Below are 17,812 nucleotides of genomic sequence, written 5' to 3'. Positions count from 1 at the left end.
ACATAAGTCATTCTAACTCCACATATTTCCAAATATTTTTATGCAATCTGTCCTTTTGGAATCGACCCAATTTTGAAATACCAGAGTATGGAAATTAATGAACCAAGAAATCAATGATCGCTACAATGAATTGTCCCAGTTTATTTTTAAAGTGGGTGAGTTTTTGGAATTCACACACAAGAAAGTCAACTTAGAAATTCAAAATAAAGGAACTTTTGATTTAGTTACAGAAGCTGATATCGAATCCGAAAAAATGGTGATCCATACAATCCTTTCACATTTCCCACAAGACTCTATTCTCGGAGAAGAATCGGGAGAAGTTAGGGGGAATTCAGATTTTCGTTGGATCATTGATCCTCTAGATGGCACAACTAATTATTCACACAACTTGCCTCTGTATGGAGTTTCGATTGCTCTGGAAAAGATCAGTAGTTCGGAAATTGTAGTGGGTTTAGTTCTATTTCCAGAGCTTGGAGATTTTTATTCTGCAGTTCGAGGACAAGGAAGCTACAAAAACAAAAATAAAATCACTGTATCCAAAACTACTGAATTCAAAAATGCACTGTTCTGTACAGGATTTCCCTATGATAGAGCCGAGAAAATTGACATGCTAATGAGTTATTATAAAAATATTCTGATTAAATCTCGTGGTATACGTAGAACTGGAGCAGCTACACTAGACTTATGTTGGACAGCTGAAGGAAGATTTGATGGTTACTATGAGATAGGATTAAAACCTTGGGATATGGCAGCAGCTGGTCTTATAGTAACGGAAGCAGGTGGAAAACTCTCGACCATGGACGGAAGAGAATACTCACCATATACTTCCAATTTAATAGCATCCAATGGAATCCTGCATGAGAATCTATTGAAAGAATTCACCCAATAAATTTAAAAATTTAGACTGAATCGTTGTAGAATTAAAATTTGCTTCGACATATTCTCGACCCTTGATGCCCATTTGAGTTGCAATATCTTGATTATCTAATAAATAATCAAGAGCATCACAAAAACTCCTCTCATCTTTATACCACAATCCACCGTTACTTCTTCGGCAATGTCCAACTAACACAGCCGACAATCCATTTACAAGTATGGGTGTTGATTGCGCCCATGCTTCCATCACTACGATCGAAAAACTTTCTAATTGAGATGGATTGATAAGAACTTTAGCATTTCGCATGAGTTCATTCTTCTCTTTCTCAGTAACAAAGCCAATAAACTCAATTGAATCGGAACTAAATTGATGAATTGCCTCTGGTGGATTCGAACCCGCAATAATCAGTTTCATTTTATGTTCACTATTTTCAATCCAGTGATTGAAATGGGATATTAAATCTGGATATCCCTTACCCAAGTCCATTCTACCAATTGCAAAAATATAATTCTCTTTAAATAATCTTTTGAATCTAGATTCAGATTCTTCATCCAACTTTGTTTCGAATATTTCTGAAGGAAACTTTGATTGCATGGGAACATCAATTACTGTTCCGATTGTTGCAGAATTTTTAGGATCAAAACCAAATATTCTAGAAAACAATTCCTTTTCCTCGGGAGAATTGAAAACATAAAAGTTCCCAGGAAGCATAACATTTTTATAGATTTTTAGAAAAGCAGGAGGCTCATCATGCAACATAGGTAAACATATTACTTTATCTTTAGCATATGGAATTCCTAGAACTAATGGATAATATAAATAAGATGAGAATAAAAATACATCTGTCTCTGGCTCTAAATCTTTGATCGCTTCTATCAATTTAGGAGAATAGGGTCCTTGCTCTATAATCCAATTCATTTCATTTTCATAAGTCTGATTAGGAAATATATTAAATAATTTTACAGAGATTTTGTTGAATTTTTTTATGTTGCGTTTTCGAACTACTGGAAACCGATGAACCTCTAAATTATGATCCTTAGATATTCCTTGATCATACTCATTTTTCCAGGAAATATAATCTTTCGCGCAGGTAGTCAAAATCTTAATATCCCAATGCTTCGGAAGTAACAATAACAAGTCTCGAGCTAATCTCTCTGCTCCACCAATAATTTCTTCCGAATAACGAGGAAGCACAGCAACGACTTTATAGGTTTTCAATAAAATGGACAAGAATATCTTCCGATTTAATTTTCTTATATTCTTCGATTCGGTTTCGTTGGCCTTGAAGTATACTGTCTCTAAACTTTTTATTCGTTGTTATCTCTTCAATCATTTCACCAACTCCAGCATAATCCTTTTTAGAAAATAAAATTCCAGATCCATTTAAAGTATCAGGAACAGCCCCTGCTGCATAAGCAAGAATTGGTATATCGAAATGCATAGCCTCTAACAATGGAACGCAGAAACCCTCATGCTCACTCATAGATAGAAAAACATCAGCTTCTTTATAGTATCCTATCAATTCTGGATGCGTAACATATCCCGAAAAGTGAATATTATCTTCCAAGTTCCAAAATCTAACCATCCTTTCTAACTCATCCATATAATATTTACTTGCAGGCGACGAATAGCCTACGATTTCAATCTGGAAATCTTTTCTAAAATAAGATCGAAATACTTCAGCAAATCTAATTAGATCATCTTGCTTTTTATTAGGAGTAATTCTTCCAACAAAAAGTATTTTCAAATGTTCATACTTATTCCTAACAACAAAATCTTTATTCAGTGAATTAAAATCATAAGATATAGGTAGCATTTGAACATTCTCATAGCCCATCGCCATAAGTTCCGAGCAATTAAACTCTGAATCCGCATATGCTTTAACGAATTCTTTTCGGATTTCGAGTAATTCTTCTTTTCCTTTCTTTAGAGAATAACTAAATTGTAAATCATATGGTTCAAAAAAATGCGCTGGAGTTACATTATGATATACTAATATTTTTGGTGATTTTAATTCTAATACAAACTCTAGTACATCGGAATGAATGGAATGGTGATAGATCAAAACATCATTTACATCAGGTTTATAATTTATAAACCGATTTGCTTTTTTTTTAACAGACGGAGCAATATGCTCTGAGAAAATCAAAGATTCCCAACCATTATTACGAAATTCTCGATCAAACAATAACATTTCTTGAGAAATTGCGTCTCCTGGATGAAAACCGGTTGAGAACTGACAGAGTCTTGGTTTTTTCATTTGATGTTAAGCAACTTTAACTCTATGATTTATATTCAAAGCATTCAACAATGATTCATTAAATGGATAATCAATATAATACTGCAACGCTCTATTCTGTGAATTGATTATGGAAGTAAATTTTTCTTTATCCTTTAGAATAATATTCATCAACTCAGCAATTCTTGTGAAATCCTTTCTTCCGAACAATACACCGCCATATCTCATCGTCTCAGGCACCGCGGCAGAAGAGTAAGAGAATACAGGGATTTTCTGTTCCATAGCTTCGATTATTGGAATACAAAATCCCTCATGATCACTCATAGAAACAAATGCTGATGACTTTTGAATAATTTCTGCTTTTACTTCATCGGATATTTTTGAGTAAAATATAATATTCTCATCGAGTTTTAATTTTTCGATGCAATCCTTCAAATATAAACTATACTCTTCCAATCCAGGAACAGGACTACCTATTAAATTTAATTTTGAATTTGGATAAATAGTATTCCAAATTTTGAACAAGAATAGAACATCCTCAATTTTTTTATTCGGAACCAATCTTCCTATAAAAATCAAATCCTCCGTCTCGCTTTGAACTCTTTCATAAAGTTTATAATCACGAAATATCGGGATGGTTGTAGATTTAATTTTGGAGAATTGAGAAAGCGTAATTCCATTATAAGCAGAATCTGAAATTGATAATTTTACTATTCTTTCGAGACTATTCAATTCCAAAATTGATTTTATATAAAATTTCTCCATAGATGCATAAACTCCTGCGTTAAATCCGCGAAAGTATTCTGGAGGTGTTATATTATGAAATCTTAAAAAATGATTTCCTCTCCGTTCCGTAAATGCTTCTATCGGATAGCCAGAACCACCATAATGAAGAATATGAATGTCATTGTTATATGTTTTAAAAGAGTCTTGATAATCTAAAACATTTGTAGAATCTGTTTCAAAATTTCTTTGTGTAACTATGTAATTTTCTATTCCAATTTGATTGAAAATTTTTGCAATACCCCTGCAGTCATTGCCTATTCCATCATATGGATGAAATTCATCGACATGTTGATAAACTTTCATTGGAGAGAATTAATGAAGCTAACTAAAGTCCAACCCCATTGATTCGTATCATGAATATGAATATTTTTGAATCCAATCGATTTCAAATATTCTGATAATTGTAAAATATCAATCCTCATAGGCAAATTATCTTGAAAAGGACTTAGACTGATTGTGCTGCGATCTCTAAATCGAATTAGAAATCGCGTATCTGACTCCAAAGATTTCCACTCTCTCAATAACCCTTCCCAAAAACCAGAAGGAAATAAACAGGCATTGGCATGGAATAGAACCGAAGTATTCGGCGGAACTTTGGTGTTGGTTGTAACAAATTCAGTAACGCTTCGTCTAATTAGAGTTACATCTTCTTCGAACGGGGTAATTACTCTATATTTTAAATTTTGTGAATTGCAATATTCTAAAAATGCTAAACTTGAAGGATAATAAATCAAGACTGGCTGATTTTCTTGAATGATTCCTAAAAGTTCTTCTGATTCTGGAGGCACACCTGAATCAAAATCCACTCTTGTAAAAAGTGGAGAATATAATGTTCGTTGTGTCATTCCTTTTGCAGCTTGGTACTTATTCTCGGCATACTCTTGATAGAACTCTTCCATCTTCATTGCGAGTAAGTCTTGTTGCTTTCGTATAACTACAATTTCATGTAAAACTTGTAAAAATGATCTAACTCTATTTTCTGATAATTTTTTATCAACCAACGCATAGAAATTTACGAACTTTTCCAACATCCAGCGTAAGGGTCCAACCAAAAACCAAAGCTTTGGATTAGAAAATTTTGGAGTAGATATTCCCTTTTCGAAAAGATTGGCAGCAAGGCTAGGATCAAATTTTCGGGAAGAATGGGTTGTAAAAGGGGAAAATTTGAGTTTGGAAACTCTTTCCACATCTTCTTTTGAGATATTCCTTTCTTGTAATCTGGATTCAATCTTATCCATGATTTCTTCTACATTTATCTTAGGGTCGTATATGTGAAAAAATGTTTCTCTGGAAGATCGTTCGATTGATGACACTGAGGCTCGCGCTGCTTTACTTTTCTTAAGAAGATTCCATATTTGACAAAAATAGCAAGTAAAACTTAGGATACGAATGTGAAAAAATACTTAATCACTGGCTTGGCTGGTTTTGTTGGAAAATACCTCCATGCTGAAATCACTAATACGGATCCATCCGCTGAAATTCACGGGATCATTCGATCTGGTGAAAGATTTGCATCCAAAGACTCTATTTGCCATGAATTGGATATCCGAGACACAGCAACAGTTTCTGCTTTAATCCAGAAAATCAAACCAGATATTGTATTTCATCTGGCTGCTCAACCTTTTGTGCCAAAGGCAATTCTTGATCCTTGGGGCACACTGGATGTAAATGTGAAAGGAACTTTAAATTTACTTGAGTCACTATTGAAATCCAATAAAGAATCTAGTTTGGTATATATCTCATCTGCGGATGTTTATGGAAAACAAGATCCTCGTTTTTTACCTTTCAATGAGTCTACTCTTCCAAAACCTGCGAATCCATATTCTGCAAGCAAACTTGCTGCCGAAGTCTATTGTTCCCAATATTCTTTCTATGGAGCAAATTTAAGAATCATGATTGCTAGGCCTTTCAATCATATTGGTATTGGCCAACGTAGCGAATTTGTTGTTCCAAATTTTTGTAAACAAATAGCAAAAGCTAAACAGAATGGAGATCACAAAATTTATACTGGGGATTTAAGTTCTACCAGAGATTTTCTTGATGTACGAGATGTTGTTCGAGCTTATAGAATTATAGCTGAAAAAGGAGTTTCTGGAGAAATCTACAACATTTGTTCGGGTACTGAGGTTTCTATTGAGAAAATTCTACTAGACTTAATCGATCTCTCAGGTGTTGAAATGAAACTTGAAGTTGATCCAGAGAGATTGAGACCAGTTGAGACACCGCGCTTCGTAGGTGATAACACTAAGTTAAAAAAATTAGGTTGGGTACAAAATATCTCTTTGAACGAGTCACTGAGAGATATTTACAAAAGCTTAAATTTTGATGAATAAAAATAAACATACAAAAAATGCTCTCCTAATACTATTAAGAGAGCATTCTGAAAAATAAACGGAGTTAAAAGCTAACTCCGACTACTTAATTAATATCAGTAAATAACTATTATTCTTCTGTATTTTCCGTATCTGTTGAATCTGCTTCCTTTTCTTCAGAAGAAGGCTCTTGGTATTCATCATTCGACCAATTGCCTTCAAGGACTACACTTCCTCGCTTACTAAAATATTTCCCGGCACCATTACGTTTGTTATTCGCCCATTCACCTTCAAATTTTTCACCTGTAGAATAGACATAGGTTCCAGTTCCTGATCTAACTCCACGCGAGTAATTACCAACATATTTATCACCATTGCTATAAGTGTATGTTCCGTTTCCATTGCGAAAACCATCTACATATTCGCCAACGTAGACATCACCATTCGCATGTTTGTAGGTTCCTTTTCCATTTCTCTTACCATTCTTGTAGTCACCGATAAAAATATCGCCATCTGGATAGGTGTAGGTTCCTGTTCCTTCTTGAACATCATTCTTAAAGTTCCCAACGTACTTGTCACCGTTTGGATATGTAAGAGTTCCGTTTCCTGATTTTTTGCCACCTTCAAATGTCCCGATATAGAGAGAACCATCTTCCATTTGTTGGGAACCAGTTCCTGAAGAACAATCGCCCTCTACACATTTTCCACCAGAAGTGGAACAATTTTGTAAAACGAAAAGAAAACTAATCAGCAATACTATGTATTTCATATATTAACTCCGAAATTGAATATACGTATACAATCTGATATTACAAGAAATATGGCAATTGATTATTTCTTGGAAAATCCAACGCATGGCATAGGAATAGGCAAATAATCAATTTTGAATTAATATAAATAAGGGAAAATTCTCTTTCTTTCCATTGGAAATCCTGCAATTTTCTTAATATACCATTCCCTGGTCTGGTTGCTTCTTCCAGATAGATATCCAGCCATGATTAGAAAAATCAGATAGCTATCTATATAGGTCGATACAATTGCAATCCCCAACCATGCAACAAGTTCAAAGAAATAATGAGGGCAGATGAGTAATTTGAATAAACCGCCCGTTGGAGTTTTGTAAGATTTGTCATCTTCATCACTTCTCAATCGCGCGAGTAAAACATGATGATAGAAATTTAAAGCAGTACCAGATATAAAAATCAAGAATCCAAAAAGCAATAGGAATCCAGATGCAGTTTCTGCTAATTCTATTTTGGTAATTGAGTTGTGAAGATTTCCGAAAACAAAGGCAATATTAGAATATGCAATTGTGATCACAATGACTCCCCAAATTCCTATCTTGCCTGAAAAGCGATGAAGAAACAATACTTCCAAACAACGTTTACCAAAATGGATAATAAAAACACTGAGGCATAAAATATGATAAAGTGTTGATGGCTTTCCAGCATTGATCCAGCTAACAAGATAAATGAGGATAGGTAAGAAATAAATAATCAACATTCCTATTCTTGGATTGATTCCTTTATTTCCAGCAAATTTACTGTAAGGAAGATTGAACTTTCCAGATGCTTCAGTTACATGAGCTATAACAGCGAGTAAGATGTAAAATGAAAAGGTATAGATAACCGAATTCGTAAGTTCAGGAAACTTTATCCAATTCATTTTTAAGCCTCTACTGAAGTGAAAAGTGAAAGAACATCTACAGGCCAATCTGGGGTTCCTGATCGAAGCAATTCGATTTTACCTTCGGTCAAACCTTCTTTATCTAGCAGTAAGTTTGTAACCATTTTGGCTGTGACATTTGTTTTTTCCATAAAAACACAATGATGAGGTACATAAACCCAGTCACCGATGAAATACAAATTATCGATTGGAGATTGTATCTCAGGTCGATTGACTTCGTCGCCTGGTCTACAACCTGTATAGGTATCCCATCGATTGATATAGAATTCTGTGTAATCTGGAAGGTTTGGTACTACAAGCTTTAGCTCTTCATGTACCTTCTTTGCGATTTCTGCAAAAGGAACGCCAACAAATTGTTGCCATTTTGCGACTTGAACTTCGATTAGATCAACTCTCTTGTCTTTGAGTGACGGAATCTGTTTCGTAGACCAATTAGATGTAAAACCTAAAACTTTAAAGCCCGTTGGAAAGAAGTCATGCGCATTCCAGAAATCATCTTCCGGAAATCTTTCTTCCCAAGCTTTTGTGTCTTCATAGAGTAGATTTACGCAAAGGATCGTTGCCGTTGTCAATTTCTTAGCTTTATCAAAATATGCTTGATTGTGCAGATTATTTAGAGTTATAAATTTCTTCGCGCCTGGCAAATCCATAGCTGTTATGAAGTGATCCGCCGTATAACTACGAATAGGCATTTTATCAGGAGTAAGAAGTTCAACCATACTTTCATGGGCACCACAGAAAGGACAATGACCCGTGTGTCCATCGCCCATTATATTACCACATACTCGGCATCTTTTTACTCTAGACTTAGGTAGTCTTTGATTTACTGTAATTTCTTTGATTCTTCCGGAATCCAATGTAACATCCGTTACTTCTGAATGAAAATGCACTTCGCCACCATTGGATCGTATATATTCAACCATTGGATTTAAAAAGCTCTCATCTGGTGGCCAACTAAAATAGTCAACTCGTGAATCTGATGGTAAACAACCTAATTTGATAAAATTGGCAATTGCTAGCGCAGAACATTCCTTAGTTGACATAAAGAATCCCATTTCAGCCAATCCTTCAAAATAATGCTTGATATATTGATCATGGACTCCGATTTTTTTTGCCCAATCGTAGAAACTAATGCTATCTAGATAATTTCTTTGTGATGGATCCAAATAATCAAATCCCCACATTTTAGCGGCAGCGAATAGAGCATTGATCTGCTTAGGTGCAGCTACATTGACATCTTCAACGGAAGGAATATACATTCCCGAATTCAACATCTGCAATCGATCAAATGGAACAGGCCAAGTTGTCACAGGTATTTTACTTTGGGTTTTCTGACTGCTTACGAAATAATAAAAACTATCATTCTCATTCAATTTATTGAGAGGAAATTTGTGTCTTCCCATAAACTCTCTAAGGTTTTTGTAAAATCCCCAGACACCATGTAAACCATGCTCTCGAGTATATGGCTCTTCCTTGAAATATTTCTTTGCAAAATTCTTGTCTTTCCAGGCTTTTAGCTTTCCACCAGGAAATTCGGTTTTCTCTAGTACGACTACAGTGAACCCTCGATCGACTAATTCACAACCTGCTTGCAATCCAGCTAAGCCTCCGCCCATAATGACAACCTTTTTGCCGTTAGGTTTCAACTTAACATGATTGGCTTCAACGTGTGGGAAATCCATTTTATATTTGCTATTTGCAAAGAAAGAATAACCGACACCAGTGACAAGACTTGCCCCGATAGCACCGCCACCGACTAAAATGCTTTTCTTTAAAAAATCTTTTCTAGTAAATTTATTCATGATACTAAGGGAATTGGTTCTCGACTATGTAGACTAGAAATGCTTGCATCCGCTGATGCAACATTGGCCATTGAAAATAATGATCGTTTCTCCAAGATGGATAAGTAATCGCTTCCTCTATATAACTATCAGCTAACAAAGTCATTCCATCATTTGGACCAAATCGTATTAGATATTCATAGAATGGGTAAGCTCTCTGAGTTACTTGACGAAATTGTGGAACAGCAATAATATTAATTTGTAATATTTCTTTTGGTAGCTTTAAATCAAAATCCAAAGGTCCACCGGGATAAGCTTTTAAATCAAGAAAGCCCTTATAGTTGTAGTTTCTCCACCAAAAATAGAATTTAGTCTCCCAACGATAATTCCAATTTCCATCAATTTCTTCAACCAGTAGGCTACCTTTATTCAGACCACCAATATTATACCATCCCTTGACTTTTTTAAAGTAAGGCTCTTTACCACATTTTTGAAATGCAATCTTAAGATCGCTACTTCCCTTACTTACAGATGCAAAAATGATACCATTAACATCTGTTTTATTCTTTGTATAATCACAAATGATCTGAGCATTTTCTTCTAATGTACCCGTCTGTTCTACTGGAACCAAATCTTCCATGAGGCCAAGTTCAAGTGCTATATCGCGAAGCATTTTTCCATCGGCTCCGACTGCAGGATTGTCTTTATAGAACATACCTGGAACCATAGCTAGAACGACTTTCTTTTTAGAGAAATCGGGAAGTTTCTTTAAAAGTTGCTTCTCTTTCGTATCTAAATAGTCTAGAAATTTTTTATTACGAGGTTCGTTAATGGCACGATGATAAAATAAAGCTGATGTTTTATCAACATCCAAAGTTTCTTGTGTTAATTTTTGTAGGACGTCTTTGTTGAGTTCATTTAGCTTCGTAAATTTTTTGAGAGATGCTGCCCAATCGAGATAAACTTTTTCGTCCTCGCATAGATTGTCGATTCTGTATTCATTTATATCGCAGCGAATTTCAGTGTTACTTTCTCCAGCCTTTTCTAATTTTCTATCAAGATGACAATTCGCTGCAAGGCTTAGGGCAGATAATATAATAAGAATTTTATTTTCAAATCTCATTTAGATCCCGGAAGTAAGAATAATTTCAGTTCTTCCTTTCTCTTCCAAGCATAGCAGATATGAACGAAAAATGAAAGAAATAGTATATTAGCAAGTACTTGATCATAAACAAAAAGGTTTAACAATAAAGCAGTAACTAACATAAAGATTCTTAACAATATTATAATATGTATAACTTTTTTATTTCTCCAAGAACTATAAGCCTTAAGAAAATAATAATCCAAAGGCGAGAAGACCAACCAAGCCAATGTCTGATCCATAAAAGAAAAAGATGTTAGAAAAAAAACAAGCGTCGCTGCAAGTCCACCGACAACTGAAACAATTCCATAAATTACTTCGGATACTCGCTCAAACATTTGTAAAAACGGAAAAGGTAATGCAAAACCAATCATGATTAGATACATAACCATCCAGATTGCACTACTCCGTCCGTCTCTTGGTGGCCAACGATCAGGGATAATTGTTGTATTCTCAACCTTGACTCCTGATTCCTGGAGGGCTTTTAGTAAATCATCCGGAAGATATATTAGCTCATTAGGATCTCTAACTGAATCGGTATCATGATCAAACAATAAAGTTTCTTCAATGTTTAACCAAAAAATTGAAGTGGAATAAGGAAGAACTCTTGCACGCCAAGTATTCTTTTCAGAATCAATTTCGGTTAATTCCATCCGTTTTTCTAATCCTTCAGAAAGAATATCTCGGATGAATGTTACACAGTTTTGTGTAAAATTCTCATAAAAGTATCCATCTTTATAGGAGTTATAACTCTTTAACATAGCTGCAAGTAATTTTGCTTTCTGAGCATTAGTAACCTGGAGTTCCGTGGCTGTAACACCTCTGCCACTGGCATCCCAAGTTTGATAAGCTGAATTCGTAGGAATGATATTTACAAAAAATGCAGCTTCACCTTTTAGAAATCTCCACAAAAAACCAGGAGAAGGATCATAAACTCCAAAATCCAAATAAAAATCTTTGTCACCATAATCTTCGCCTTCAAATATGCGAAGCGCTGTATGCCCGAAAGCAGTGGTCACAGTTTGACCAGGAGAGACTGTCCATAATTGAATTCTTATTTTATCGAGATTTCTATTTGGAGCTGATTGAAGTAATTTAACAAATTGAGTTTCAGCTAATTGTTGCCAATCTTGCTGTTCTTGAGAATGAATTGAAGAAGAGAGCGTTATTATACACAAATAAATGAAGAAGTACCGAGCTTGCATATGAGGAATGTAAATAATTAGAATTTAGAAAACCATGGCTCTTTGTAGAGCCATGGACGCTTATAAAGAATTATTCTCCGCGAGCGATTGTACAAGTAGTGTTAATTACAGAACCTAGTAGATTGTCGTTTTGGTAATCTACGTAGTTGATTTTAGTAATTCCACCAGCAGCTGCTGCTGCTTTTAGAGAAGCATCACCTGAAGAAACGATTCCTAGGTAACCAGTTGCGCAAGCTTTTCCACTCTTAGTACCTACAGCAGTACCTGGAGTAAAATCCGATTGTGCACTAAGTGCTAGGCTTGTGTCTTGCATAATTGAACCACTTGGTGCACTATATCCACCACCAGAACATGCGATTGCAAGAGCGACTGCGAATACTGCAGTTAAAGCAATATACTTTTTCATAAAGTAAATCTCCTTTTTTTTATCTAGAAACCAAGTAAATTGGTAAACAGAATTTCTTACAAGTTTTATTTTGGAAATAAATAAAAATCTTACAAGAAATTATTAAAACATTGAATCAGAAAGTTATCCTTGTATTATTACTTACAATTATGTTGCAATTGCATTGCAAAACATCCAATCAGGAAATAGTGAAGGTGAATATTCCTTTTGGAGCGCTGCACAAAACACTAAATAATTTTTACAATGAATCATTGCATTGGGAAAAAATTACTGAAGCGCAAACTATGCAATTAAATTCTCTACTATTAAAACATTGCCAATTTTCTAAATCATCGAAATCAGATTATCTAGGCTATGAACAATTTTTTTTAGAATACGATCGGAATAAAAACTCGAAAATAAAATGCTTTTGGAATTATCGCAAAGAACTATTTGAATTTCGCTCTACTGTTAATAACAATGTAGATCATGATTTTATTGTTTATTGGTATTCTGGCAACCCGACTTCAATAGAATACTACTTGCCTGAACATGATTTAAAAATTACAAGAAATTGGCAATGGAGCATGAAAAACCGAATATGGAGTTCTAGAAGAATCTTTATTAAATTTCATTACCTAACCAAAAGACATAAATTTGAGTATTATTTTAGTCGTTACAATGGTTCTCTAATTGCCAAAAAGGAATTTAGAAAAAATTCCAATGTCAAACACGACGAAGAAAATGATTGGCGGCTTGATGGGTGGCAATATATAAATGATCGATCAAAAAATTTAGAAGAATGTTTAAGATACAAAAATGGAGTAGTGACTTTAGATAATCAGAATAAGTGTGAGATACGATTTCCTGAACCAATACCTGATCCAGGTAGTATTCAGTTCGATTCTGGTCTTTTATAATAAACTATATTGCCTTTGTCTGGAATCGTTATACAGTCACGATATGATTTCATAAAATCATAGAACAATGAGTTTTTGGATTCACGATAATCGGATCCAAGCGCTTTTTTAAGATGTTTCTTAGCTTCTAATAGATTGTAGTGAGGAATACCAGCAAATATGTGATGAATAACATGACTTCCAATATTGTGATGAATTGGTTCAAAAATTCCATAACTACGATCGATTGTTGACATAGCTCCTTTAAGAAAGGTCCAATCTTCATTTCTATACCAAGGGATATTCACATCCGTATGATGAAGATAGGTCACCAAAGATAACCATATTACAAAAATTGTGTAAGGAACAAAATAGTAGATAAGAAACGAAATGATTCCATATTGAAAAATAGTCCAGCCGAGAAAACAAACCATTATGACCCATAAAGTCGTACTCAAAACAACTTGAGATCTTTCATTTTCTTTAAATAAATTACTTTTGGGATGAAAATGTGAACCATCTTTGCCTGGAGATCGTACAAATAAATACAAAGGAAAAACTATTAAGAATAATTTATATCTAGCTATTCTTTTTGGTAAGCTTAACTTTTCATACTGAGAATCAGAAATAGGATACCAAGTTTCATCTTTATCAGGATTGCCAGTATTACTGTGATGTATTCGATGCGAAATTCTCCATCCATGATAGGGAACAAGAATCGGCGTATGCGCCAGATGCCCAATCAATGAATTCAACCAAGAAATTTTGGAAAAGGATCCGTGTCCACAATCGTGACCAACAACAAACAAAGCCCAAAACATAGTTCCTGTTAAAAACCAAAAGAATGGTAAATAATAAATTGAATCAATTAGAAATACTGAGTAATACAAAAGACCTATGATAGAGACATCCCAAATAAAATAGAAAATCGATTTATATAGATTTGGTTTAAAGTATTTATCGGGAATTGTTTTTCTTATATCAACTATAGAGTATTGTGACGAGTTCATTCTGTACGTTATCGCTCTCACAACCAGTTAAGAAATTTCTGGGTATGAAGCAAACTATTTTAAAACGGTAATTTATGAATTTAAATTGAACAAGCGTGTAAGAAAGGGAAAGAAATTTCTAAAATAATTGCAATTGATCTGTTCCAGTTGCAAGTCCCATTTCTTTGATACCGCGCCCTTGAAGTGAACCATCAATACTGAGAACTTTCCAAGTTTTTCCTTCTCTATCCAACTGATCTAATTTTCTTTCTATTTCGATTTCCTTCAAAAGTTTTGAACTAAACTTCTGAATTTTGGTAAGAACTTCACGCTCTATGGATTTCAAAATAAGATTCCCCCTGCTTATATGTTCGAACTGAGTTAGAAATTACTAAAACTTAAAATATGGTTAAAAATCGTCAACCAAAGAGACATAATTTCAGAGAGATTCAGAATTTTTTATATTGAACAACTGATCGATATAACGGAGTTGACAGCAGTGATCGAAATTTGAAAATTAGCATAGATGAGCCAATTACCTGAACCACAAATCAATATTTTTAAGAAATCCACACCATTACTGGCAAAAGTTCTCAAGAACATTCAGCTCACTCCAGAACAAGGTAAATGCAAGCGACCAAAAATAGAAGGATCTTCTTCAATCCATAGAATTATCCTAAGTGTTGATCACGATCAATACCCTTATCTCGTCGGACAATCAGCTGGAGTGATTCCTCCAGGTTCCGATCCCAAAAAAGTCGAGAAAGGTTCACCTGATACTGCGTATACGGTGCGACTTTATTCAATTGCTTCTCCAAGTCTTTCATTTGGAATGAAAAAAGACACATTGGAGTTTATAATCAAAAGAGACAATGTCTATGATGAAAACGGGGATATTCTTCATTCTGGTGTCTGCTCCAACTATATTTGTGACTTAAAGGAAGGAGACACAGTAACACTAACAGGTCCTGCCGGTAAAAAATTCCTTTTACCTACTACTGATTTCGTGGGTGATATTTTCTTTTTTGCCACGGGCACAGGTATCGCTCCATTTTATGGCATGTGCGAAGAATTATTGGAACAAAAGTTAATCAATCATACGGGTAATGTAACGGTAGTTTATGGAGCTCCGTATTCAGATGAAATTGTGCTAAAAGACTATTTTGAGAATCTTGCTACCAAACACAAAAATTTTACTTTCATAACAGCAATCAGTCGAGAACAATCCAATCCTTTTGATGGAGGAAAAATGTATATTTCACATCGCATTCGTGAACTGAATGATAAAATAGTACATGCCCTTCAGAACAATGGTAAATTCTATATTTGCGGTGGTCCGAAAGGAATGGAGCGCGGAGTGCTTGAAGAAATGATGCGCTTATCCGGAACAAGTATGACATACGAAGAATTCAAAAAAGATTTAGAATCCAAAAATCAGGCTTTTATTGAAACTTATTGAAATGATCACTGAGTTCATTGCTTTAACCTAATTAATGAAAATCATAAACTAAAAATTATTCCTTTTCATTAATTTACTGGTCTGACATAAAGATAATGTTTCGTAATTGGAATTAATATTTAGGAGATCGATGTATGAAAAGAACAGGTGTAGTCCGTGATATTGACAAAGGTGCGCGTGGTGAAGTAATTCGTGTGGAAGTGTCCGAATTCAAAGGAAGTACATATCTAAATCTTCGTGTATGGTACACCGACAAAGATGGTGAATTAAAACCAACACAAAAAGGAATCGCGATTCCTCCAGAGCTTTATGACCAAGTGAAAGAAGCAATTACTGAAGCGGAAAGTTGGATCAAGGATTGATTCAAAATTTCGAATAACTCAAATCTTTAATTCTTGTCACCTTCTCTCGTTATTAGTATACGAGAGATACTTTCTTTAGCATCGTCCAAACTCTGTGCAACTCGGATATGATTGTACAGTTTTGTAATCTCAAAAACTTTTCTCACCGAGTCTTTCAGATCCGAAACAATCAACTCACCACCGCGTCTTCGCAACCAACCAACAATTTGAATCAAAGTTCCAATAGCAGAAGAATCGATGTGACTTGTTCCTTTCATGTCAAAAATTATGAAACGAAATCCTGCTGTCATTTTTTCTTGAATCAAAGTTTTGATTTCTGGACATTTGTACAAGTCAATATCACCGATTGATGAGTAGATAAAAATATCATCATGAAAATTAACATCTTTCATATCCATCATATCTGCACCCTTAGAGGAGAGATTGCTTCCTGATGCGAGAAAGATTTTACTTACTGTATTGGAGTTCTCATTGATCTTAGATTCCAAAACTTGCAATCGATTCAATAGCGAACCCAATGCATTCGGTGCATAATGCTTGCTCTTTTCTAAGCGACCAATCTGTTCGGATACCAAAGAACGAGCATCTTGGCTATTACCATTTCGTATCAATTCAGAAGCAGTCAAAATAGCATCCGCAGTCTGAACTACAAGAAGCTCAACCAATACATCTGGATCTTGCTTCGATGTTTGGTTACCATATTCAAATTTTCCATTTGCAGATACGGTTTCTAATTTCATTCCTTCCAAAAGATTATAATAGCTTGCTTCAATTTTAAAATCGTTGATTCCCTTTACTTTTGAATTAGAAGTTTTGAATTTGAGAATTATATTTTTTATATCATCAGATCGAATATCTCCAGCTTGAATCTGAATTGTCTGCTTACCAACGGCACCCATATCACCACGAAATTCAGAGATATCTTCAGATTTATCATAGGAGAGATTATTCAATACACTTTCAAACTGCATCGAGCTTGGTATTTCAACTTTCAATTCTATCGCTTGTGCATATAAGGCACCTATATCTCCAAACTCTTGAAAGAATATATCAGATGCTTGCTCCGGATTATCAATAAAGTGAAAATTTCCACCTCCTGCACTCGCAATTTCACGAAGCATATCTTCATTAAAATCATCACCCACTCCAATCGTAGTTGTTGAGATTCCTTTGGCCGCATGATCCTTAGCTATTTGTATAAATTGAGATGGCTCTTTGATTCCTAAAGTTGGATTGCCATCTGTTAATAGTATTACTCTCTTGAAAGCTCCTTCGATCTTTTTAGAATCAAGGGCGCGTAAAGTTTGAAGCCATCCACCACTAAGATTAGTAGATGTCGCAACTTTGATATTCCGAATTTTATCAGTGATGGAAATTTTCTCAGTCAAATTCGTAAGTGCCTGTACAACTTGTACGTCGTTTGAATATGCTATGACTGCGAGGTAATCCAGCCTTGTTAGCCAGTTCACGAGAGCTGATGCTGCTTCTAAAACCGCATCCATTTTCTCCCCTTTCATCGACCAACTCTTATCAATTGCAAGACCCACTACTAGCGGTTGTCTCTGACCTTTGACTACAGGCGGAGTTTTCAGGCGAACCAGCAAATGGTTCTCAGTCGGGGTGCCCGCTGCAACAATCGGATATTCTAATTTTACTTCGACTTGCATTTTTGTTAGAATACCTTTAATTGA

At 34.9% G+C, this 17,812-nt stretch carries 18 protein-coding genes; 5 read left to right on the top strand and 13 right to left on the bottom strand.

Annotated features, from left to right (window positions below; all coding sequences use genetic code 11):
* Nucleotides 1–97 precede the first annotated feature (97 nt).
* Nucleotides 98–889, top strand: coding sequence for an inositol monophosphatase family protein (locus tag O4O04_RS01815; RefSeq protein WP_272533765.1), 792 nt, complete (start codon nucleotides 98–100; stop codon nucleotides 887–889).
* Here the strand turns inward: O4O04_RS01815 and O4O04_RS01810 are convergent.
* Genes O4O04_RS01810 through O4O04_RS01795 form a run of 4 tightly spaced genes read right to left on the bottom strand, consistent with a single transcriptional unit; the run spans nucleotide 866 to nucleotide 5,215 of the window.
* A complete protein-coding gene (locus O4O04_RS01810) occupies nucleotides 866–2,107 on the bottom strand; it encodes a glycosyltransferase family 4 protein (RefSeq protein ID WP_272533764.1) in 1,242 nt (413 codons plus the stop codon). The two genes, O4O04_RS01815 and O4O04_RS01810, sit on opposite strands and share 24 nt — an antisense overlap.
* Nucleotides 2,082–3,137 (bottom strand): glycosyltransferase family 4 protein, encoded by a 1,056-nt coding sequence (locus tag O4O04_RS01805; protein ID WP_272533763.1) that lies wholly within the window; start codon nucleotides 3,135–3,137, stop codon nucleotides 2,082–2,084. The genes O4O04_RS01810 and O4O04_RS01805 overlap by 26 nt, the downstream gene beginning before the upstream one ends.
* Before the next feature lie 6 nt (nucleotides 3,138–3,143).
* A complete protein-coding gene (locus tag O4O04_RS01800) occupies nucleotides 3,144–4,205 on the bottom strand; it encodes a glycosyltransferase (protein ID WP_272533762.1) in 1,062 nt (353 codons plus the stop codon).
* The gene (locus tag O4O04_RS01795) at nucleotides 4,202–5,215 is read right to left on the bottom strand and encodes an LIC_10202 family protein (protein ID WP_442915920.1); all 1,014 of its coding nucleotides are present in this window, start codon (nucleotides 5,213–5,215) and stop codon (nucleotides 4,202–4,204) included. The genes O4O04_RS01800 and O4O04_RS01795 overlap by 4 nt, the downstream gene beginning before the upstream one ends.
* Nucleotides 5,216–5,293: 78 nt before the next feature.
* Between O4O04_RS01795 and O4O04_RS01790 the strand changes: the two genes are divergently transcribed.
* Nucleotides 5,294–6,235, top strand: a complete 942-nt coding sequence (locus tag O4O04_RS01790; RefSeq protein WP_272533759.1) for a GDP-mannose 4,6-dehydratase — start codon at nucleotides 5,294–5,296, stop codon at nucleotides 6,233–6,235.
* 109 nt (nucleotides 6,236–6,344) lie between these two features.
* Here the strand turns inward: O4O04_RS01790 and O4O04_RS01785 are convergent, their stop codons facing one another.
* The 6 genes from O4O04_RS01785 to O4O04_RS01760 form a co-directional block, all read right to left on the bottom strand.
* Complete coding sequence (locus O4O04_RS01785) at nucleotides 6,345–6,983, bottom strand: MORN repeat-containing protein (RefSeq protein ID WP_272533758.1); 639 nt, start codon at nucleotides 6,981–6,983, stop codon at nucleotides 6,345–6,347.
* Between the two features lie 119 nt (nucleotides 6,984–7,102).
* Complete coding sequence (locus O4O04_RS01780) at nucleotides 7,103–7,879, bottom strand: hypothetical protein (RefSeq protein WP_272533757.1); 777 nt, start codon at nucleotides 7,877–7,879, stop codon at nucleotides 7,103–7,105.
* A 2-nt stretch (nucleotides 7,880–7,881) separates the two neighbouring features.
* The gene (locus O4O04_RS01775; protein WP_272533756.1) at nucleotides 7,882–9,702 is read right to left on the bottom strand and encodes an FAD-dependent oxidoreductase; all 1,821 of its coding nucleotides are present in this window, start codon (nucleotides 9,700–9,702) and stop codon (nucleotides 7,882–7,884) included.
* A 4-nt stretch (nucleotides 9,703–9,706) separates the two neighbouring features.
* A complete protein-coding gene (locus O4O04_RS01770) occupies nucleotides 9,707–10,804 on the bottom strand; it encodes a hypothetical protein (protein ID WP_272533755.1) in 1,098 nt (365 codons plus the stop codon).
* Nucleotides 10,801–12,000, bottom strand: a complete 1,200-nt coding sequence (locus O4O04_RS01765) for a lipoprotein N-acyltransferase Lnb domain-containing protein (RefSeq protein ID WP_272533754.1) — start codon at nucleotides 11,998–12,000, stop codon at nucleotides 10,801–10,803. Before O4O04_RS01765 ends, O4O04_RS01770 begins: the two co-directional genes overlap by 4 nt.
* Nucleotides 12,001–12,097: 97 nt before the next feature.
* On the bottom strand, nucleotides 12,098–12,433 hold the full coding sequence (locus O4O04_RS01760) for a TRL domain-containing protein (RefSeq protein ID WP_272533753.1): 336 nt from the start codon (nucleotides 12,431–12,433) through the stop codon (nucleotides 12,098–12,100).
* A 110-nt stretch (nucleotides 12,434–12,543) separates the two neighbouring features.
* Here O4O04_RS01760 and O4O04_RS01755 point away from each other — a divergent pair, with 110 nt between their 5' ends.
* Nucleotides 12,544–13,332, top strand: a complete 789-nt coding sequence (locus O4O04_RS01755) for a hypothetical protein (protein ID WP_272533752.1) — start codon at nucleotides 12,544–12,546, stop codon at nucleotides 13,330–13,332.
* Here O4O04_RS01755 and O4O04_RS01750 read toward each other — a convergent pair.
* Both O4O04_RS01750 and O4O04_RS01745 read right to left on the bottom strand, forming a co-directional pair.
* Nucleotides 13,308–14,321, bottom strand: coding sequence for a fatty acid desaturase (locus tag O4O04_RS01750; RefSeq protein WP_272533751.1), 1,014 nt, complete (start codon nucleotides 14,319–14,321; stop codon nucleotides 13,308–13,310). The two genes, O4O04_RS01755 and O4O04_RS01750, sit on opposite strands and share 25 nt — an antisense overlap.
* A 118-nt stretch (nucleotides 14,322–14,439) precedes the next feature.
* Nucleotides 14,440–14,646, bottom strand: coding sequence for a hypothetical protein (locus tag O4O04_RS01745; protein WP_272533750.1), 207 nt, complete (start codon nucleotides 14,644–14,646; stop codon nucleotides 14,440–14,442).
* Between the two features lie 180 nt (nucleotides 14,647–14,826).
* On the opposite strand from O4O04_RS01745, the gene O4O04_RS01740 reads away from it, so the two are divergent.
* Together O4O04_RS01740 and O4O04_RS01735 are read left to right on the top strand one after the other, a co-directional pair.
* Nucleotides 14,827–15,759: a ferredoxin reductase domain-containing protein gene (locus O4O04_RS01740; RefSeq protein ID WP_272533748.1), complete on the top strand. Its 933-nt coding sequence runs from the start codon at nucleotides 14,827–14,829 to the stop codon at nucleotides 15,757–15,759.
* A gap of 134 nt (nucleotides 15,760–15,893) precedes the next feature.
* A complete protein-coding gene (locus tag O4O04_RS01735; protein WP_272533747.1) occupies nucleotides 15,894–16,121 on the top strand; it encodes a transcriptional coactivator p15/PC4 family protein in 228 nt (75 codons plus the stop codon).
* Nucleotides 16,122–16,147: 26 nt separating this feature from the next.
* Here the strand turns inward: O4O04_RS01735 and O4O04_RS01730 are convergent, their stop codons facing one another.
* The gene (locus tag O4O04_RS01730; RefSeq protein ID WP_272533746.1) at nucleotides 16,148–17,788 is read right to left on the bottom strand and encodes an anti-sigma factor antagonist; all 1,641 of its coding nucleotides are present in this window, start codon (nucleotides 17,786–17,788) and stop codon (nucleotides 16,148–16,150) included.
* Nucleotides 17,789–17,812 lie beyond the last annotated feature (24 nt).

This window comes from Leptospira sp. GIMC2001 (assembly GCF_028462125.1).
Classification (GTDB): Bacteria; Spirochaetota; Leptospiria; order Leptospirales; family Leptospiraceae.
The sequence above is the reverse complement of the archived record's forward strand: the minus strand, read 5'-3'. Positions and strand labels throughout refer to the sequence as shown.